Origin of the sequence: Actinocorallia populi, assembly GCF_002995495.1 — a bacterium.
In the GTDB taxonomy this organism is placed as follows: domain Bacteria; phylum Actinomycetota; class Actinomycetes; order Streptosporangiales; family Streptosporangiaceae; genus Actinocorallia; species Actinocorallia populi.
Window position 1 is genome coordinate 281,926 of record NZ_PVZV01000008.1, and the last position, 19,083, is coordinate 301,008.

The following is a 19,083-nucleotide window of genomic DNA, read 5'->3' on the forward strand; positions in this document are numbered from 1 at the left end:
GCGCCCGGCTGGTCTTCGGGACGATCCCTATCCCACTGATGCAACGCCCGGGGCGAGGAATCGGTTCCCGGTGACCTTCTCCGAAATTCCGGTGCGGTCCAGGTAGGGCGTGATGCCGCCGAGGTGGAACGGGTAACCGGCGCCCAGGATCAGGCACAGGTCGATGTCCTCGGGCGCCGCCACGACGCCCTCGTCCAGCATGATGCGGATCTCCTGGGCCAGGCCCTCGACCGCGCGGGCCAGCACCTGCTCCTCGGTGGAGGGCCGGTCGCCGCCGGAGAAGAGCTCCACGGCCTCGGGGTCGAGGGTGAAGTCCGGGCGGTAGACGCCGGGCTTGCCGGACTCGACGAACCGGCGGAACCTCGCCGAGACGGGGAACCGCTCGGGGAAGGCCGCGTGGAGCGTCTCGTTGACGTGCAGGGCGATCGCCGGGCCGACGAGGCCGAGCAGCGTGAACGGGCTCATCGGCAGGCCCAGCGGCTGCGCCGCGCGTTCGGCCACCTCGATCGGGGTGCCCTCCTCCACCGCGCCGACGATCTCGGCGAGCAGGCGCAGCAGGACGCGGTTGACCACGAACGCGGGCGCGTCCTCGACCAGCACGCACGACTTCTTCAGCTGCCTGCCGACGGCGAAGGCGGTGGCCAACGTCACATCGTCCGTGGCGTCCGCGCGGACGATCTCCAGCAGCGGCAGCACCGCCACCGGGTTGAAGAAGTGGAAGCCCACCACGCGCTCGGGGTGCTCCAGCTTGCCCGCCATCTCGCCGACCGACAGGGACGAGGTGTTGGTCGCCAGCACGCACTCGGGCGAGACGACCGCCTCGACCTCGGCGAACACCTGCTGCTTGACCGACATCTCCTCGAAGACCGCCTCGATGACGAGGTCGGCGTCGGCGAAGGCGTCCTTGGTGAGCGAGCCGGTGATCAGGCCCTTGAGCCGGTTGGCCTTGTCGGCGTTGACCCTGCCCTTGGCCAGCAGCTTGTCGACCTCGCCGCGGGCGTAGGCCACGCCCCGGTCCAGGCGGGCCTGGTCCAGGTCGGTCATGACGACCGGCACCTCCAGGCGCTGGGCGAACAGCAGGGCCAGCTGCCCGGCCATCAGGCCCGCGCCCACCACGCCGACCTTGGAGACCTTGCGGGCCAGCGACCTGTCCGGCGCCCCGGCGGGCCGCTTGGCGCGCTTCTGGGTCAGGTCGAAGGCGTACAGGCCGGCCCGCAGCTCGTCGGACATGATGAGGTCCGCCAGGGCCTCGTCCTCGGCGGCGAAGCCCTCGTCGCGGGTGCGGTCCTTGGCCAGGCGGACCAGCTCCAGCGCGCGGACGGGCGCGGGGGCCGAGCCGTGCAGCCTGCCCTCCAGGACGAACCCGGCCATGTTGACCGCGTCGTCCCAGGCCTTGCCCCTGTCGACCGCGGGCCGCTCGACCTTGACGTCGCCCTTGAGGACCCGCGCGGTCCAGGCCAGGGACTCCTCGAGGAAGTCGGCGGTGTCGAAGACCGCGTCGGCGACGCCCAGGTCGAAGACCTGCTGCCCCTTGATCGCCCGGTTCTGGGCGAGCGGGTTGTCGATGATGAGCTTGAGCGCCTTCTCCGCGCCGATGAGGTTCGGCAGCAGGTAGGTGCCGCCCCAGCCGGGCACCAGGCCCAGGAACGCCTCGGGCAGGGAGAACGCCGGGACGCCGCGCGAGACGGTGCGGTAGGTGCAGTGCAGGCCGACCTCGACGCCGCCGCCCATGGCCGCGCCGTTGTAGTAGGCGAACGACGGCACCTTCAGCTCGCCGAGCCTGCGGAACACGTCGTGGCCGAGCCTGCCGATCGCCAGCGCCTGCTCGCGGTCGCCGATGAGCGGGATGCCCTTGAGGTCGGCGCCGACGGCGAAGATGAACGGCTTTCCGGTGAGGCCCACGGCCGCGATGTCGTCGCGGGCGGCGACGGCGTCGATGGCCCTGTCGAGCTCCTTCAGGCCGTTGGGGCCGAAGGTGTTGGGCTTGGTGTGGTCGAACCCGTTGTCCAGCGTGATGAGGGCCAGGGTGCCCGCGCCGTGGGGGAGTTCGACGTCGCGGACGAGGGCCTTGGTGACCACCTCGTCGGCGAAGATCTCGTTGAGGTCGCTCACTTCTGCGCGCCTTCCCAGTTCGGGTTCTCCCAGAGAACGCTGCCGCCCATGCCCATGCCGACGCACATGGTGGTGAGGCCGTAGCGCACGTCGTGGCGCTCGGCGAAGTGGCGGGCGAGCTGGTTCATCAGCCGCACGCCCGAGGAGGCCAGCGGGTGGCCGACGGCGATCGCGCCGCCCCACGGGTTGACCCGCGGGTCGTCCTCGTCGATCTTGAAGTGGTCGAGGAAGGCCAGCACCTGCACGGCGAAGGCCTCGTTGATCTCGAACAGGCCGATGTCCTGGATGGAGAGGCCGTTGCGGGCCAGCAGCTTCTCCGTCGCCGGGACGGGGCCGATGCCCATGACCTCGGGCTCCACGCCGGCGAAGGCGAAGTCGACCAGGCGCATCCGGGCGGGCATGCCCAGTTCCGCCGCGACGTCCTCGGCCATGAGCAGGCAGGCGGTGGCGCCGTCGTTGAGACCGGCGGCGTTGCCCGCGGTCACGTTGCCCGCGACCCGGAAGGGGGTCTTGAGCCTGGCGAGGTCCTCGACCGTGGTGCCCGGGCGCGGCGGCTCGTCGGCGGTGGCCAGGCCCCAGCCCCGGTCGGCCGAGCGGACCGCGGTGGGCACCAGGTCCTGCTGGATCTTCCCGGCGGCGTAGGCGGCGGCGACCTTCTCCTGGGAGCGCACCGCGTAGGCGTCGCAGCGCTCCTTGGTGACCTCCGGGTAGCGGTCGTGCAGGTTCTCCGCGGTCAGGCCCATGACCAGCGCGGACGGGTCCACGATCTTGTCGGTCATGAACCGCGGGTTGGGGTCGACCCCCTCGCCCATGGGGTGGCGGCCCATGTGCTCGACGCCGCCGGCGATGACGACGTCGTAGGCGCCGAAGGCGATGCCCGAGGCGGTGGTGGTGACCGCGGTCATCGCGCCCGCGCACATGCGGTCGACGGCGTAGCCCGGCACCGACTTGGGCAGCCCGGCCAGCACCGCGGCGGACCGGCCGATGGTCAGGCCCTGGTCGCCGGTCTGGGTGGTGGCGGCGATGGAGACCTCGTCCACCCGTTCGGGCGGCAGGCCGGGGTTGCGCCGGATGAGTTCACGGATGGCGCGGACGACCATGTCGTCGGCGCGGGTCTCGGCGTACAGGCCCTTGGGCCCGGCCTTGCCGAACGGCGTGCGTACGCCGTCGACGAACACGACATCACGTGCGATGCGAGGCACGATCAGGTCTCCTTAGGCTTCAAGGCTCGGATCCGACGGTGCTACTCGTCGGTAACACATCATGTTACTAGTCAGTAGTCACTGACGCGGGTGTTCCGCCGCCCTGCTCCGCCAGGGCGGAAAAACCCCCGCTGTTTTCGGTTCATGACCACTTGTGGGGCACGCCACGCGTGGTTACGGTGGCGGAAAGTCACCGGGAGGGCGCGGTGGTGCACGCGAGGCCTGTCTACCGGCCGGGGTTGAGGCAACGGCTGGGCCATGCGGTCGACCTCTTCTTCGTGCTGCTCGGGTCGGGCATCCTGCACCTGGCCCATCCCGTCCGGGTGGTCCGCGCGCTGAACACCCTGCAGCACTGGGGCACCACGCTCGGCGGCCTGGCCAAGGCCGCGGCGGCGGCGCAGCCCGGCAAGCACGCGGTCATCGACGACAGCGGCTCCCTGACCTACGCCGAGCTCGACGAGCGCACCGACCGGCTCGCGCTCGCCCTCCCGCTGAGCGGGCCGCGGCCCCGCGTCGGCGTCCTGTGCCGCAACCACCGCGGCCTGGTGGAGACGCTCGTGGCCTGCGGCAAGCGCGGGGCCGAGACCGTGCTGCTCAACACCGGCTCGGGCCCCGGCCAGCTGCGGTCGGTGCTCGCCGAGTTCCGGCCCGACCTGCTGGTCTGCGACGCCGAGTTCGCCGCGATGCTGGCCGCCTGCCCGCGCCCGCTGCGCGAGAACATCGTCTGGGCCGACGCGCCCATGCCCGGCGGCGTGCTGCTGGAGCGGCTCATCGCCGACACCCCGCACGGTCCGACCGAGCCGCCGCGCTCCGACGGCCGGGTCATCATGCTCAGCTCCGGCACCGGCGGCCGCCCCAAGGGCGCCCGCCGCAGGCCGCGCCCCGGCCTCGGCCCGCTGGGCTCGATCCTGTCGCGGATCCCGCTGCGCAGCAGGCAGACCTTCGTGGTGGACGCGCCCGTCTTCCACATGTGGGGCTTCGCCGCCCTCCAGCTCGGGCTCGGCCTGCGGGCCACGCTGGTGCTGCACCGCAGGTTCGACCCGGAGCAGACGCTGGCCGAGCTGGACAGGTGGCGCAGGTGCTCGCTCTTCGCCGTCCCGGTGATGATCCAGCGCATCATGGAGCTGCCCGAGGCGGTGCGGGACTCCTACGACACCCGCGGCCTGCGGGTGGTCGCGCTCAGCGGCTCGTCGCTGCCCGGAGACCTCGCCCACCGGTTCATGGACGCCTTCGGCGACCGCCTCTACAACGTCTACGGCTCCACCGAGGCGAGCTGGGTGAGCATCGCGGGCCCCCGGGAGCTGCGGGCGAACCCCGCCACCGCGGGCCGCCCGCCGCGCGGCACATCCGTGGCCGTCGTCGGAGACGACGGGAGGCGGCTGCCCCGCGCGACCATCGGCCGCATCTTCGCCGCCAACGAGAACGCCTTCGAGGGCTACACCAGCGGCGACCCCACCGAGGTGTGGGAGGGCCTGATGTCCACCGGCGACCTCGGCCACCTGGACTCCCGGGGCCTGCTCTACGTGGACGGCCGGCAGGACGGCATGGTCGTCTCCGGCGGCGAGAACGTGGTGCCGCGCGAGGTCGAGGACGCCCTGTCGCGACTCCCGGAGGTCCTCGAGGCGGCCGTGGCGGGCGTCAAGGACAGCGAGTACGGGCAGCGCCTGGCCGCCTACATCGTCCTGCGCCCCGGCATGGAACTGGACGAGGGCACCGTCCGCGACCACATCCGCGACCAGATCGCCCGCCATGCCGTCCCCAGGGATGTCTTCTTCATTCCCGAACTGCCCAGGAACGCCACCGGCAAGATCGTCTACCGCTGGCTGGAGGGCCTGCGCTCAGGCCGTGTCCGCACCCCCGAGGGCCGCGTCACCTTCTGGACCGACGCCGCCCCCGAGGACCTCGGCCTGGCCGCCGCCCCCGTCCACGACGGGCGCACCGGCACCTGACGGCAGGGACACGGTGATCACCAGGCCGCCCGAAGGCCGGGAGGCGGTCCCGATGCGGCCGCCGTGGGCGCGCACCACCGAGCGGACGATGGAAAGCCCCAGGCCCGTGCCCCCGGCCGAGCCGGTGCGGTCGGGCCGGTGGCGGCGGAAGGGCTCGTAGATCGCCTCCAGGGCGTGCTCGGGCACGAACGGGCCGGTGTTCTCGACCCGGGCCAGGCAGCGGCCGTCCTCCCGCCAGGTGCGCAGCCGGACCCGCCCGCCGGGGACGTTGTACCGGACGGCGTTCTCCAGCAGGTTGACCAGGCACCTCTCCAGCAGGACGGGATCGCCCGAGGCGGGTGCGGGCGCGAGGTCCTCGGCGATCTCGAGCCCCGGCGGGACGTCCACGGCGGCGAGCGCGGAGGCGGCCAGCGCGGCGAGGTCCACCGGCCGCCTGTCCTGCGGCTCGTTCTCCGAGCGGGCCAGCAGGAGCAGCCCCTCGACCAGCCGCTCGTGCCGCTCGGTCGTGGCCAGCAGCGTGCCCGCCAGGGCCTTGGTCTCCTCGGGGACGGCGGCGCGGGCCAGTGCCACCTCCAGGACGGTGCGGTTGATGGTCAGCGGGGTGCGCAGTTCGTGGCTGGCGTTGGCGACGAACCGCCGCTGGGCGTCGAAGGCGCGGTGCAGCCGGTCGAGCATGGCGTCGAAGGTGTCGGCCAGGTCCTTGATCTCGTCGCGCGGGCCATCCAGCGCGAACCGCTCGTGCAGCGTGCTGTCGGACAGGCGGCGGGCGGTCGCCGTCATCCGCTGCAGCGGGCGCAGGGTGCGGCCCGCGACGAAGTGCCCGAGCAGGAGGGCGACGGCGGCGAAGACCGCGAACAGCAGCGCGGCGTCCTGGACGAGACCGCCGAGCACCTCCTGCTTCTCCTCCGCGACGATCTTCTCCAGTTCCGCCTGGAACAGCGCGGAGCGTTCCGCCACCGGGAGCTGCGACATCTCCTGCAGGTCGGAGACCGCACCGAGCCGGGGGACGACCCGCAGCAGGATGTCGCGGGTGGAGAAGCCGTCTCCGACGGCCTGGACGACCCGCAGGTAGGACAGGCCCACCAGGGCGGCGCTCATCGTGAGGAAGAGACCGGTGTAGAGCAGAGTCAACCTGGTCCGGACGCTCATTCGCACAACCGGTACCCCGCTCCGGTGACGGTGTGGATGACGGGAGGCGCGCCGAGCTTGCGGCGCAGGGTCGCCACCGCGACCCGGACGATGTTGCTGAACGGGTCGATGTTCTCGTCCCAGGCCCGCTCCAGGAGGTCCTCGGCGCTCAGCACGCCGCCGTCCGCGCGCAGGAGCTCCTCCAGCACCGCGAACTCCTTGCGGGTGAGGCTCAGGGGCGACCCGTCCCGGGTGACGGCGCGGGTGTGCGGGTCGAGCCTGATCCCGGCCCGTTCCAGCACCGGCGGCACCGGGGGAGCGGTGCGCCGGGCCAGCGCCCGCACCCGGGCGACCAGTTCCCCGAAGACGAAGGGCTTGCCCAGGTAGTCGTCCGCGCCCAGCGACAGGCCCTCGATGCGCGCGCCGACCCCGTGGGCGGCGGTGAGCATGAGGATACGGGCCGGGTACCGGGCGGCGGCGAGCTCGCGGCAGACGTCGTCGCCGTGCAGCACCGGCAGGTCCCGGTCGAGGATCACCACGTCGTAGCCGGTGTGGGAGGTGCGCTCCAGCGCCGCCTCGCCGTCTCCGACGACGTCCGCGGCGATGGACTCCTCCCGCAGCCCCTCGGCGATCGCCTGGGCCAGGACTTCCTCGTCCTCGACGATGAGCACCCGCATGAGACTCCCCGTGTCCGCCGTATGCCGGGCAAGGCTGGCGGACAGCGGGTTAAACCCGGATAAGCCGGATGGCTAATGTCGCGTTAATCCCCGCTTCGCTGAGATGAGCCCGCGGCCGGCAGGCCGGAGAGAAGGGACATCTCATGCGGGACATCCGCGTACTCCTCCTGACGACGGCGGCCCTCGCGGCGCTCTGCGCCTGCGGGGGTGAGCCGGGACGGCCGGGAGTGGCCAGTGTGGACGGGGCGGCCAGGACGGACGGGACGGCCTCCGCCCCGGCTTCGCTCACCCCTGAGGACGCCTCGGTGAGGTTCGCGCGGTGCATGCGCGAGCAGGGCGTCGACATGCCCGATCCGGTGCCCGGCTCGGGACCGGGAATCAAGATCGACTCCGGGAACAGGGCCGCGATCGAGGAGGCGATGGAGAAGTGCCGGCCGGTCCTGGAGTCGGCCGGGGTGATCCCCGACCTGGACGACCCCGCGGTGAAGGACGCGCAGCTGGAGTTCGCCCGGTGCATGCGCGAGCACGGTGTCGACATGCCCGATCCCGGCGAGGGCGGCGGTATCCGGATTCCCGAGGGCCTGAACGAGGAGAGGACCCGCGAGGCGGGGGAGGCCTGCCGGCACCTGATCCAGCGGGGCGGGCCGCGATGAGGCGCAAGGCGGTCGCGGCGGGCGCCGTGCTGGCGCTCGTCGCGGGAGGGGCGGCCGTCGCCCTGGCGACGGGGGAGGACGAGGGCGTGGCGGAGACGAAGACCGGAGGCCTCGCCACCGCCGACATCCGGCGCGGAGACCTGGTGGACACCGAGAGGGTCGACGGCGAGCTCGGCTACGGCGAAGAACGCACGTTGACCGCCGGGGTTCAGGGCACCGTCACCTGGGCCCCCGAGGAGGGCGCGGTGGTGCGCAGAGGCAGGACCCTGATGCGGATCGACGGCGGCCCGGTCACCCTCATGTACGGCGCGGTCCCGATGTACCGCACGCTCGGGGAGGGACTCGAGGGCGAGGACGTGGAGCAGCTGGAGAAGAACCTGCGGGCCCTCGGCTACGGCGAGGACCTGACGGCCGACGGGGAATTCACCGCCGCGACGAGGTATGCCGTCCTGGAATGGCAGGAGGACAGGGGACTTCCCGAGACGGGAGAGGTGGACCGGGCCCAGATCGCCTTCTCACCCGGGGCGGTGCGCGTCAAGAAGGCGGAGACGCCCGCGGGGGCCAGGGCTCCCGGACGGCTCACCGTCACCGGGACCGCCCGCTCCGTCCACGTCGATCTCGACGCCGACCGGCAGGACCTGGTGAAGAAGGGCGCGAAGGTCACCGTCGAGCTGCCCGGCGGCGGGACGGCCCGGGGCCGCGTCAGCGAGGTGGGGGCGGTCGCGCGGAGGCTCCAGCCGGACGCCGAGCCGACGATCGGCGTCGAGATCGCCCTCGACGGGGACGGCACCGGGACGCTCGACCGGGCGCCGGTCACGGTGGAGCTGGAACGGGAGCGCAGGAAGGGCGTCCTGTCCGTCCCGGTCGAGGCGCTGCTGGCCCTGGCCGAGGGGGGCTTCGGCGTCGAGCTCGTGGCGGGCGGCACGTCCCGGCTGGTCGCCGTGGAGACCGGGGCCTTCGGCGGCGGCAGAGTCGAGATCTCCGGCGGCGGGCTGCGCGAGGGCATGCGGGTCGGGGTGCCCGCGTCATGAGGGCCGTCGTCGAACTCGAGGCCGTGACCAGGGAGTACGGCGGCGTCCAGGTGCTCAAGGGCGTCGACCTGACCCTCGCCGAGGGCGAGCTGACCGCGATCGTCGGCCCGTCCGGCTCGGGCAAGTCCACGCTGCTGCACCTCATGGGCACCCTGGACCGGCCGACCTCCGGGACCGTGCGCGTCGCCGGGCACGACGTAGGGAGGCTCACCGACCGGCAGTTGTCGGCGCTGCGCGCCCGCCGCCTCGGCTTCGTGTTCCAGCAGTTCCACCTGGCACCGGGCGTCAGCGCGCTCGACAACGTCGCCGACGGCCTGCTGTACGCCGGGGTGCCGCTCGCCGAGCGCAGGGAGCGGGCCGAGGCCGCGCTGGAACGCGTCGGCCTCGGCCACCGCCGCACCCACCGGCCGGACCGGCTGTCGGGCGGCGAGCAGCAGCGCGTCGCGGTCGCCCGCGCCGTGGTCGGCGGGCCGGAGCTGCTGCTGGCCGACGAGCCGACCGGCAACCTCGACTCCGCCGGCGGAGCCGAGGTCCTGGAGGTGCTCGCGGGACTGCACGCCGCGGGGACGGCGATCGCGGTGATCACTCATGACCGGGAGGTCGCCGCGTGGGCGCCCCGCCGGATCGAGGTACGGGACGGACGGGTGCGATGAGCGAACTGAGACCGGCCGGGCTCGGCCCGGCCGACACGTTGCGGACGGGCGCCGCCGGGCTGCGCGCCAGGCCCGTCCGCGCGGTGCTGTCCGCCCTCGGCATCGCGATCGGCATCGCCACGATGGTCGCGGTCATCGGGATCTCCTCCTCCGGCAGGGAGGAGCTCCTGCGGCGGCTCGACGCCCTGGGCACCGGCCTGCTGACGGTCTCGGCGGGACGCTCCCTCTTCGGCGAGGAGTCCCGGCTCCCCGAGGAGTCCGTGGAGATGGTCAGGCGCATCGGCCCCGTCCAGGACGCGGCGGCCACCGGCGGCACCGGTGCGACCGTGCGGCGTACCGGCCTGATCCCCGAGGAGGTCACCGGGGGCATCGCCGTCCTGGCGGCGAGACCGGAGCTCCTGGAGGTCCTCGGGGCGCGGCCGGCCGAGGGCGTGTTCCCGGTCGACGGCGGGTACCCCGCCGTGATGCTCGGCAGCACGGCGGCCGAACGGCTCGGGGTGCGCGCGCCGGGCGTCCGCGTCTGGATCGGCGACCGCTGGTTCTCCGTCACCGGGGTGCTCCGCCCGGTCGGCCTGGCACCGGAGGTCGACCGCTCCGTCCTCGTCGGCTGGGACGCGGCGCGGCGGTACCTCGGCTTCGACGGCCGTCCCACCACGATCTACGAGCGCTCCTCCGACGAGTCGGTGGCGGCCGTACGGGCGGTCCTGGCCCGCACCGTCAACCCCGAGAACCCCGAGGAGGTGGAGATCAGCCGCCCCTCCGACGCCCTGCGGGCCAAGGCCGAGGCCTCCGGCGCGCTCACCGGGCTGCTGCTGGGCCTGGGCGCGGTGGCGCTGCTGGTCGGCGGTGTGGGGGTGGCGAACACGATGGTCATCTCGGTGCTGGAGCGCCGCAAGGAGATCGGCCTGCGGCGTTCCCTGGGCGCGACCCGGGGGCAGATCCGCGCCCAGTTCCTCGTCGAGTCGCTGCTGCTGTCGCTCTGCGGGGGGCTGGCGGGCGCGGTGCTCGGCGCGCTGGCCACGGCGGGCTTCGCCGCGTGGAAGGGCTGGCCCGCGGTGGTGCCCCCGTGGTCGCTGGGCGCCGGCCTGCTGGCCACCGTGCTCCTGGGCACCGCGGCGGGGCTCTACCCGGCCGTCCGCGCCGCACGCGTGTCGCCGGCGGTGGCACTGACGGCCTGAACCGCGGCGGCCCCCGGTCCGGGGGCCGCCGCGGTCACAGCTCGCCCTTGCTCTCCAGGCGGAGCCAGGCCTTGGCCAGGGGGACCGACACCAGGTCGGCCTGCCAGGGGCGGGCGCCCAGGGCGTCCAGGGCGGCCCTGATGCCCTCCGGGTCGGCATCGGCGGGCGGGGACCACGAGAGGCGGCGGATGAAGTCGGGCTGGACCAGGTTCTCGCTGGGCAGGCCGTGCTCGTCGGCGAGCGCCGCCACGACGGTGCGGGCGGCCGACAGGCGGGCGGCGGCCTCGGGGTCGCGCTCGGCCCAGCGGTGGGCGGGCGGCGGGCCCTCGCCCGGGAGGTTCTGCTCGGGCAGGGCCGACTCGGGCATCTGGCGGCCGCGCGAGACGGCGCGCAGCCACAGCGTGGTGTGGCGGCGGGCGTTGCGCCCCTTGACCGCGGGGATCTCGAACAGGTCGGCCATGGTGCGCGGCTGCCCCAGCGCCATCTCGACGATCGCGGTGTCGGGCAGCACCCGGCCGGGGGAGAGGTCCAGTTCCCTGGCGAGCCTCTCGCGGGTCTCCCACACCTCGCGGACCACGCTCAGGCCCCGCCGGTTGCGCACCCGGTGGATCCCGGACGTGCGCCGCCACGGATCGCTGCGCGGCGGCTTCGGCGGCGCGTCGGCGATCGCGGTGAACTCCTGCAGCGCCCAGTCCAGCTTGCCCGCGGTGACCAGCTCGGCGTGCAGGACGTCCCGCAGCTCCACCAGCAGCTCGACGTCCAGGGCGGCGTAGCGCAGCCAGTCGACGGGCAGCGGCCGCGTCGACCAGTCGGCGGCCGAGTGGCCCTTCTCCAGGGTGAAGCCCAGCACCGACTCGACCATCGCGCCGAGCCCGACCCGCGGGTAGCCCAGCAGCCGCCCGGCCAGCTCGGTGTCGAAGAGCGTGCGGGGGACCAGGCCCACCTCCGCCAGGCACGGCAGGTCCTGGTTGGCGGCGTGCAGCACCATCTCGGCGCCGGCCAGGGCGCGGTTGAGATCGCTCAGGTCGGGGCAGGCGACCGGATCGATCAGCGCGGTGCCCGCGCCTCCGCGGCGCAGCTGCACCAGGTAGGCGCGCTGCCCGTAGCGGTATCCCGAAGCGCGCTCCGCGTCGACCGCGACCGGCCCGGTGCCTTCGGCGAACGCCGCGACGACCTCGTCGAGAGCGGCGTCGGAGGCGACGACGGGCGGTATCCCCTCTCTGGGTTCCAGCAGCGGCGACGGTGCCGTCCGACCTTCTTCCACTCGGCTACCGTACGTCCTTCAGATCGCGGACCCCGCGCGGGGGGAGCCCGGCTGCCATGCACATCACCTCCGACCAGGCCCGTACATGATCTCTCATGTCCTGCCCGGAGGGGGACCATGATGCCCTGAGTTCGAGCTCCGTGGTGGCTGGTTCGTCCTGCTTGCTACCGAAACTCTCGCTGACGGCCCGGGTGATGGTGCCCGACTCGGCCGACGAGCCCGCCTCGGCCAGCGCCTCGGTGAGCCAGCTCCAGGCGACCTGGCCGATCAGCGCGTCGTCGGCGATCTCCGGCTCCAGCTCGGCCCGCACGTAGGCGACCAGCCGGAACCGGCCGTCCCAGCCGGGGCGGCCCTTGGGGTCGTGCAGGAGGATCAGCCGCCCGACGGCCAGTTCGGTGTCGTCGCGGACGACCGCGGCGGACAGGGCGGTGGAGTGCGGGGCCAGCCGCTGGGGCGCGGGCATCTCCTCGAACTCCAGCTCCGGGCGCTCGGGGTCGCCCTCGAGCACGGCTCTGAAGCTCTCGACCGCCCGCTGGAAGGAGGCGGGGGTCTCGTTCGGGGGCGTCATCTGCCGAGAGTAGATCTCCGGCCCCCGTGAGGGGGGGAGTGCCACGCCGGTGGGACCGCTGGGGAATGGAGGCACTTGAGACCTCAGCTCACGTGTAAACGTCGATGATCTGCATGGCGTGCCCGGTCTTCGCCAGGTATTTACCGCCGGAACAGAAAATGCCAGCTGTGCCGGGTTTATCGCTGGATATCGCGCGGCGTGTCCTGAATCTCTGCCGAATCCGCTGCCGCGCGGAAGGACGGGAGAAAACTCACCCCCGGATCGTGACACCCGCGGGTCCGTGGGACCATGGGGCATGCCTGCTGAAGACTCCGCGTTCCTCCGCGCCTGCCGCCGCCAGCCGGTACCCCACACCCCTGTCTGGTTCATGCGCCAGGCGGGCCGCTCGCTCCCCGAGTACCTGCGGGTCCGTGAGGGCATCCCGATGCTCGAGGCCTGCGCGACACCCGACCTGATCGTCGAGATCACCCTGCAGCCGGTGCGGCGCTACGCGGTCGACGCGGCGATCTTCTTCAGCGACATCGTGGTCCCGCTGCGCGCGGTGGGCATCGACCTGGACATCAAGCCCGGCGTCGGTCCCGTCATCGCCGACCCGATCCGCGCCGAGGCCGACCTCGCCCGGCTGCGCGCGCTGACGCCCGACGACATCCCCTACGTCACCGAGGCGATCACGAGCCTCGCCGCCGAGCTGGGCGGCACCCCGCTGATCGGCTTCGCCGGGGCGCCCTTCACCCTGGCGTCCTACCTCATCGAGGGCGGCCCCTCCAAGAACCACGACCGGACCAAGGCGATGATGTACGCCGAGCCGGAGCTGTGGCACGCGCTCATGGCGGCGCTGACCGAGATCACCATCGGCTTCCTGCGCACCCAGGTGGCGGCGGGCGCCGCCGCCGTGCAGCTCTTCGACAGCTGGGTCGGCGCGGTGGCGCCCGAGGACTACCGCCGCTACGTGATGCCCTACAGCGAGCGGATCTTCGCCGCGTTCACGGACGTGCCGCGCATCCACTTCGGGGTGGGCACCGGCGAGCTGCTGGGCCTCATGGGCGAGGCCGGCGCGGACGTCGTCGGCGTCGACTGGCGCGTCCCCCTCGACGAGGCGGCCCGCCGGGTCCCGGCCGGCCGAGCCCTGCAGGGCAACCTGGACCCGTCGGTCCTGCTGGCACCCTGGGAGGTCGTGGAGGAGCGCGCCGCCGACGTGCTGCGCCGCGGCCGCGCCGCCGAAGGCCACATCTTCAACCTGGGCCACGGCGTGCTGCCGTCCACGAACCCCGACCAGCTCGCCCGCCTGGCCGACTTCGTCCACGCCGAGTCCGCCCGCCTCGCCGGGGGCTGACACCCGCACGACCGCGGCGGAGCGGGGGAGTCCTTTCGCGGAGGTCCGGGAGCCGTCCTCCGGCGGGGCTCAGACGGCCTGGCGGTCCACGGCGCGCAACGCGCCGAAGCCCGACAGGCGTTCCAGGGCGAGGGCGGAGGCCGGGTCCGCGGGCTGGTAGACCAGGAGCGACTGGTCGCCGCTGGTCAGCGTGTCGTAGGAGAGCCGGAGCAGCCCGGCCTCGGGGTGCCGGAGGACCTCGACGCCGGAGTGCGGCGGGGGCACGGGAGCGCAGGCGAGCTTCGCGGTGAAGGCGGCTCCGGCGGAGACGGAGAGCTCGTCGAGCAGGCCCGACAGGTGGGGGTCGTTCGGCGGCTGGCCGTTGCGGATGGCGTGCAGCCGCCTCTCGGCGACCTCGTCCCATTCGGGGTGGACCTCCCGCGCCCGCGGGTGGGTGAAGACGAAGCGCAGCAGGTTGGGCCGCGGCTCGTCCAGCAGGCCGAGCGGTCCGGCCAGCCTTTCGAAGGCCGGGGTGCGGGCCAGGATGTCGCCGAGCCGGTTGTGCAGCAGGGCGGGAGCGGGTTCCAGCCCGTCCAGGATCGCCCGCAGGGTCGGGCGCGGCTCCTCTTCGGGAGGGTGCGCGCCAGGACAGGACATGAAGGAGTCGCCCGCCGCGCTCTTCGCCGCGAACCGCAGGTAGAGCCGGTCGTCGGTGTTCAGCCGCAGCGCGTCGGCGAGGGCGCCCAGCACCTGCGGGGAGGGGTTGCGGTCGCGGCCCTGCTCCAGGCGGGTCAGGTATTCCACGCTGATGCCGGCGAGGGTGGCCAGTTCGCTGCGGCGCAGCCCCGGCGTGCGGCGGCGGGGACCGGACGGCAGGCCGGCCTCCTCGGGCGTGATCGCTTCCCGGCGGGCGCGCAGGAAGACGCTGAGCTCGTTCTCGGCCATGGTCGGGAATCTACCGACCATCGTCCGCCGGATCGTGGCCCTGCGGGGGCCAGTCTCGGCACGGCCTCCCTGGCGGGCGGCGGGAGCGCCAGCCTGGAGCCATGACAACCGACATCCTGCGTCTCGCAGTTCTCGTCAGCAGCGTTCGCCAGGGGCGCTTCGCCCCCGTCGTCACCGGCTGGTTCACCGCCCGTGCCGAGGGCGCCTTCGACCTCGACGTGATCGACCTGGCGGAGGCCGACCTCCCGCTCTCGCTGCCCGACAGGGAGAGCGGGCCGGACGCGGCGACGGCCGACGTCCTGGCCCGGCTCACCCCCCGGCTCGAGCGGGCGGACGCCTTCGTGGTGATCACGCCGGAGTACAACCACAGCTATCCCGCCTCGATCAAGAACCTGATCGACTGGCACTTCACCCAGTGGCAGGCCAAGCCCGTCGGTTTCGTCTCCTACGGTGGGATCTCCGGCGGCCTGCGGGCCGTGGAGCACCTGCGGGGCGTCTTCGCCGAGATGCACGCGGTGACCGTCCGAGAGCAGGTGAGCTTCGCGAACTACTGGGAGCTGCTCGGCGAGGACGGCGGGCTCGCCGGTTCCGAGGCCGCCGACACCGCCGCCAAGACCCTGCTGGAGCAGCTCGACTGGTGGGCCCGCTCGCTGAAGGAGGCCAGGGAGAAGCGGCCCTACGCGGCCTGAGAGCGGCGCTTGGCGCGTCGCCGGTACAGGACGCGGCCCAGGAAGAACAGGCCGATCAGGAACGGGGAGAAGGGCAGCAGCCAGCCGATTCCGGCCAGCAGGCCGGAGACGAAGCCGGTGAAGTCCTCCCAGCCGGCTTTGAGTCCGCCGAGGAAACCGGAGGAGTCCTCCTCGGCGGGCTCGTCCTTCTCCGAGACCACGACCAGGGTGATCGAAGCCTCCTTCACCCGCTTGGAGAGGCTCTTCTGGCGGGCCTTCAGCGCGTCGAGGTCGGCCTGGCGCTGGTCGAGCTCCTCCGACACCTGGAGCACCTCGCCGACCGTGCCGGCCTGGCCCATCAGGGTGCGCAGCCGCTTCAGCGCCGCCTCGGCGGACTCCACCCGGCTGTCGACGTCGGAGATCTCCTCGGTGACGTCCTCGGCGGACTGCTCCAGGGAGACCTTCTCGCCCAGCTGCTTGCTCAGGGCGTCGAGCACCCCGGAGTACCGCTCCGCGGGCACCTGGAAGTCGAGCCGCGCGGACGGGGTGGCGCTGTATGTGCGCTCCCGCGCCACGTAGCCGCTCGCGGCGTCGACGAGCTCCTTGGCCTTCACGGCCGCGGTCTCCACCTTCGCCACCCGGACCCGCAGGTCCGCCGTGTAGGCGATGGCCCGCTGCTCCGTGCCGGTCTCGCCCGGCTCGCCGGGCGAGCCGGCCTTGTGGTCGGCCGGAGCCGACTCGGCGTCGCGGGAGGCGGCCGGCCGGTCGTACTCGGCGGCGGATTCCGGGACGGACTTCGAGGCGGTCGAGCCGCTCTCCGCGGAGCCGGAGCAGCCGGTCAGCAGGAGGAGTGCCGCTACGGCACAGAGGGCTTTTCGCATGCTTCTAGGACGGGTCCGGAGCTTCTCTGCGTTGCAGTTCCCAGGCCACGGAGCGGCGTCGAAAAGGTCACGGTCGAGGTGATGTCCATCTCACACTGCGAGATGGCTCCGGCTGCCGGGGGGCTCTGCCAAGGTGGAGAGGTGAATGCCAAGCATGTGGTGGTCGTGGGCGGCGGGATCTCCGGGCTCGCCGCGGCGTGGTACCTGAGCCGGGCCGGAACGCGGGTGACGGTGCTGGAGGGCTCCCCCGTGCTGGGGGGCAAGCTGCGCGTCAGCGAGATCGCGGGCCAGCGGCTGGACGAGGGCGCCGAGTCCGTGGTCACCCGGCGGCCCGAGGGGCTCGGTCTGATCGAGGAGCTCGGCCTGGCCGGCGAGCTGATCCACCCCGGTGCCGCGGGAGCGTCGATCTTCAGCCACGGCGGGCTGCACCCGATGCCCGCCGGGCAGATCATGGGCATCCCCTCCGACCTGGTGGCGCTCGCCCAGTCCGGGGTGATCTCCCAGGCGGGCGTCGCCCGCGCCGCGCTGGACCTGGCCAAGCGGCCCACCCCGCGCGGCGCGGACGTCTCGGTGGCCGACTACGTCGCCGACCGGCTGGGCCGGGAGATCGTGGACCGGCTGGTGGAACCGCTGCTGGGCGGCGTCTACGCCGGGCAGGTCGACCGCCTGTCGTTCGAGGCGGCGCTGCCGCAGTTCGCGCAGGCCAGCCGCACCCAGCGCTCGCTGGTCCTGGCCGCCCGCGAGATGAAGGAGGCCGCCGCGGCCAAGACGGGCCCGCTGTTCGCCACCCTGCGCGACGGCATGGGCTCGCTGCCCGTCCTGATGGCCGGGATCCTGGCCAAGGAGGGCGTGGAGCTGCGCACCGAGGCGATGGTGCGGGAGCTGAGGCGCACGCCGCAGGGCTGGCGGCTGGTGCTGGGCCCCGCCCAGGCGCCCGAGCTGCTGGACGCCGACGGCGTGGTGCTCGCGGTGCCCGCCACCCCGGCGAGCAGGCTGCTGGCCGACACCGTCCCGGCCGCCGCGAGCGAGCTGGCGGGCATCGAGTACGCCAGCATGGCGATCGTCTCCCTGGCCTACCACGCCACGGCCTTCCCCGAACCGCCGAAGGGCACCGGCTACCTGGTGCCGTCCGTGGAGAAGCGGGACGTCAAGGCGGTCACCTTCAGCTCGGTCAAGTGGCCCGGCCGGCGCGGCAACGACCCGGGGACGGTACTGCTGCGCGCCTCCATCGGCCGCTTCGGCGAGGAGCACACCCTGCAGCGCTCCGACGCCGAGCTCAAGGCCGCGGTGATGACCGAGCTGGCCACCACCTGCGCGGTGAGCGAGCTGCCGGTCGACGCCCGGGTGACCCGCTGGGGCGGGGCGCTGCCGCAGTACGACGTCGGACACCTGGACCGGGTCGCGCGCGTGCGCGCGGCCGTATCGGGGCACCGCGGGCTGGCCCTGTGCGGGGCGGCCTACGATGGGGTCGGGATCCCCGCCTGTGTGTCCACGGCGCGGGCGGCCGCCGCCCGCGTCATCGATCAGTTGAGAGAAGAAGAACTGTGAGTGACAAGCCGAAGGCCCGAGACCTCAACCAGGTGATCAGGTACACGATGTGGTCGGTGTTCAAGGCCGACCGGCTCCCCGAGAGCCGCGCGGCCGTCGCCGCCGAGGTCCAGGAGCTGATCGACGGCTACGCCGCCAAGGACGTCACCACGCGGGGCCTTTACGACGTCGCGGGGCTGCGGGCCGACGCCGACTACATGTTCTGGTGGCACGCCGAGGACAGCGACGACCTCCAGGAGATCTACAGCCGCTTCCGCCGCACCGAGCTGGGCCGCCTTTCCACCCCGGTGTGGTCGAACATGGCGCTGCACCGCCCGGCGGAGTTCAACAAGAGCCACATCCCGGCCTTCCTGGCCGACGAGAAGGTGCGCGACTACGTCTGCGTGTACCCGTTCGTCCGCTCCTACGAGTGGTACCTGCTGCCGGACGCCGAGCGCCGGGCGCTGCTCGCCGAGCACGGCCAGATGGCGCGCGGCTACCCGGATGTGCGGGCCAACACCGTCCCCAGCTTCGCGCTGGGCGACTACGAGTGGCTGCTGGCCTTCGAGGCCGACGAACTGCACCGCATCGTCGACCTCATGCGCCACCTGCGCGGCTCCGAGACCCGCCGCCACGTCCGCGAGGAGGTGCCCTTCTACACCGGGCGCCGCCGGTCGGTCAGCGAGCTCGTCGAGGCGCTTCCCTAACCCGTTTCGGGATGACGGCGACGGCGCGGGTCGTTCCGGGAGGTAGAGTTCCGGGCCGTGACCCGCGCCCCTTCTCGCCATGGAAAACCGCGTTCCGCCGCGAAACGTCTGATCGACCGGCTGGTGGACGCCCGCCGCAGGACGGTCCCGGTGTTCGTGCTGGTGGTGGCGCTGCTGGCCGTCGGGGGCTTCGCCGCCCACCGGTACCTGGGGGAGGGTTCCTCGCGGCAGGCGGCCGAGTCCTCGAAGCCGCCGAAACGCGGGCCCGCCGGGGATCCCGTTCCCACGCTGGCCGTCACGGACCTGCTGGCGGAGGACGGGCAGGACCCCGACAGCGATCCGTACGCCGAGGAGCACCTGCGCGAGGAGTCCCCCGAGCACCTGGAGTCGGTGCGCTGGAGCGGTGACTTCCTGCGGGTCTACACCGACCTCGACGAGGGCGACACCGGGCATCCGGCCGCGCGCGGATTGTGCGAGGCGGCCCTCGACTACCTGAAGGCCACCTACAGCGACACGTTCAAGGACGACGACCCGGTGGTCTTCGTCCACGCCCGCCGCAGCGGCAACGGGCACGTGGTCCTGGTGAACAGCGTCACCGGCCCCTGCCGTCCGGTCGAGACCCGCTGAC

Annotated in this window: 18 protein-coding genes; 10 read left to right on the plus strand and 8 right to left on the minus strand. The window is 73.2% G+C overall.

What is annotated here, in order from left to right; genetic code table 11:
- Positions 1-27: 27 nt before the first annotated feature.
- Entirely contained in the window at positions 28-2,112 is a 2,085-nt protein-coding gene (locus tag C2865_RS30635; RefSeq protein ID WP_106402089.1) for a 3-hydroxyacyl-CoA dehydrogenase NAD-binding domain-containing protein, read from the minus strand.
- Positions 2,109-3,314, minus strand: coding sequence for a thiolase family protein (locus C2865_RS30640; RefSeq protein WP_106402090.1), 1,206 nt, complete (start codon positions 3,312-3,314; stop codon positions 2,109-2,111). Before C2865_RS30640 ends, C2865_RS30635 begins: the two co-directional genes overlap by 4 nt.
- Positions 3,315-3,553: 239 nt before the next feature.
- On the opposite strand from C2865_RS30640, the gene C2865_RS30645 reads away from it, so the two are divergent.
- Positions 3,554-5,263, plus strand: a complete 1,710-nt coding sequence (locus C2865_RS30645; RefSeq protein WP_232835891.1) for an AMP-binding protein — start codon at positions 3,554-3,556, stop codon at positions 5,261-5,263.
- Here C2865_RS30645 and C2865_RS30650 read toward each other — a convergent pair.
- Both C2865_RS30650 and C2865_RS30655 read right to left on the minus strand, forming a co-directional pair.
- Positions 5,153-6,412 carry a sensor histidine kinase gene (locus C2865_RS30650; protein ID WP_106402092.1) on the minus strand — a complete coding sequence of 420 codons (1,260 nt, stop codon included), beginning with the start codon at positions 6,410-6,412 and terminating at the stop codon, positions 5,153-5,155. The two genes, C2865_RS30645 and C2865_RS30650, sit on opposite strands and share 111 nt — an antisense overlap.
- Entirely contained in the window at positions 6,409-7,068 is a 660-nt protein-coding gene (locus tag C2865_RS30655) for a response regulator transcription factor (protein ID WP_106402093.1), read from the minus strand. Before C2865_RS30655 ends, C2865_RS30650 begins: the two co-directional genes overlap by 4 nt.
- Before the next feature lie 143 nt (positions 7,069-7,211).
- Between C2865_RS30655 and C2865_RS30660 the strand changes: the two genes are divergently transcribed.
- The 4 genes from C2865_RS30660 to C2865_RS30675 are packed head-to-tail and all read left to right on the plus strand — an operon-like array spanning position 7,212 to position 10,583.
- The gene (locus C2865_RS30660; RefSeq protein WP_106402094.1) at positions 7,212-7,721 is read left to right on the plus strand and encodes a hypothetical protein; all 510 of its coding nucleotides are present in this window, start codon (positions 7,212-7,214) and stop codon (positions 7,719-7,721) included.
- A complete protein-coding gene (locus C2865_RS30665) occupies positions 7,718-8,752 on the plus strand; it encodes a peptidoglycan-binding protein (RefSeq protein ID WP_106402095.1) in 1,035 nt (344 codons plus the stop codon). Before C2865_RS30660 ends, C2865_RS30665 begins: the two co-directional genes overlap by 4 nt.
- On the plus strand, positions 8,749-9,405 hold the full coding sequence (locus tag C2865_RS30670) for an ABC transporter ATP-binding protein (protein ID WP_106402096.1): 657 nt from the start codon (positions 8,749-8,751) through the stop codon (positions 9,403-9,405). The genes C2865_RS30665 and C2865_RS30670 overlap by 4 nt, the downstream gene beginning before the upstream one ends.
- Complete coding sequence (locus C2865_RS30675; protein WP_106402097.1) at positions 9,402-10,583, plus strand: ABC transporter permease; 1,182 nt, start codon at positions 9,402-9,404, stop codon at positions 10,581-10,583. The genes C2865_RS30670 and C2865_RS30675 overlap by 4 nt, the downstream gene beginning before the upstream one ends.
- Before the next feature lie 34 nt (positions 10,584-10,617).
- Here the strand turns inward: C2865_RS30675 and C2865_RS30680 are convergent, their stop codons facing one another.
- Together C2865_RS30680 and C2865_RS30685 are read right to left on the minus strand one after the other, a co-directional pair.
- Positions 10,618-11,847 (minus strand): ribonuclease D, encoded by a 1,230-nt coding sequence (locus C2865_RS30680; protein ID WP_106402098.1) that lies wholly within the window; start codon positions 11,845-11,847, stop codon positions 10,618-10,620.
- 4 nt (positions 11,848-11,851) lie between these two features.
- A complete protein-coding gene (locus C2865_RS30685; RefSeq protein WP_106402099.1) occupies positions 11,852-12,415 on the minus strand; it encodes a DUF3000 domain-containing protein in 564 nt (187 codons plus the stop codon).
- A gap of 295 nt (positions 12,416-12,710) precedes the next feature.
- Here C2865_RS30685 and hemE point away from each other — a divergent pair, with 295 nt between their 5' ends.
- Positions 12,711-13,748 (plus strand): uroporphyrinogen decarboxylase, encoded by a 1,038-nt coding sequence (gene hemE / locus C2865_RS30690; RefSeq protein WP_106402100.1) that lies wholly within the window; start codon positions 12,711-12,713, stop codon positions 13,746-13,748.
- A gap of 69 nt (positions 13,749-13,817) precedes the next feature.
- Here hemE and C2865_RS30695 read toward each other — a convergent pair whose 3' ends face one another.
- On the minus strand, positions 13,818-14,672 hold the full coding sequence (locus C2865_RS30695) for a helix-turn-helix domain-containing protein (protein ID WP_106402101.1): 855 nt from the start codon (positions 14,670-14,672) through the stop codon (positions 13,818-13,820).
- A 101-nt stretch (positions 14,673-14,773) separates the two neighbouring features.
- On the opposite strand from C2865_RS30695, the gene C2865_RS30700 reads away from it, so the two are divergent.
- Positions 14,774-15,361 (plus strand): NADPH-dependent FMN reductase, encoded by a 588-nt coding sequence (locus tag C2865_RS30700; RefSeq protein WP_106402102.1) that lies wholly within the window; start codon positions 14,774-14,776, stop codon positions 15,359-15,361.
- Here C2865_RS30700 and C2865_RS30705 read toward each other — a convergent pair.
- Positions 15,349-16,221, minus strand: a complete 873-nt coding sequence (locus tag C2865_RS30705) for a DUF4349 domain-containing protein (RefSeq protein ID WP_106402103.1) — start codon at positions 16,219-16,221, stop codon at positions 15,349-15,351. The genes C2865_RS30700 and C2865_RS30705 overlap by 13 nt on opposite strands.
- Before the next feature lie 141 nt (positions 16,222-16,362).
- On the opposite strand from C2865_RS30705, the gene hemG reads away from it, so the two are divergent.
- The 3 genes from hemG to C2865_RS30720 are packed head-to-tail and all read left to right on the plus strand — an operon-like array spanning position 16,363 to position 19,082.
- Positions 16,363-17,769: a protoporphyrinogen oxidase gene (hemG, locus tag C2865_RS30710; protein WP_232835892.1), complete on the plus strand. Its 1,407-nt coding sequence runs from the start codon at positions 16,363-16,365 to the stop codon at positions 17,767-17,769.
- A gap of 47 nt (positions 17,770-17,816) precedes the next feature.
- A complete protein-coding gene (gene hemQ / locus C2865_RS30715; RefSeq protein WP_106402214.1) occupies positions 17,817-18,455 on the plus strand; it encodes a hydrogen peroxide-dependent heme synthase in 639 nt (212 codons plus the stop codon).
- Between the two features lie 57 nt (positions 18,456-18,512).
- Positions 18,513-19,082, plus strand: a complete 570-nt coding sequence (locus C2865_RS30720; protein ID WP_157963959.1) for a hypothetical protein — start codon at positions 18,513-18,515, stop codon at positions 19,080-19,082.
- The last annotated feature ends 1 nt before the right edge of the window (position 19,083 follow it).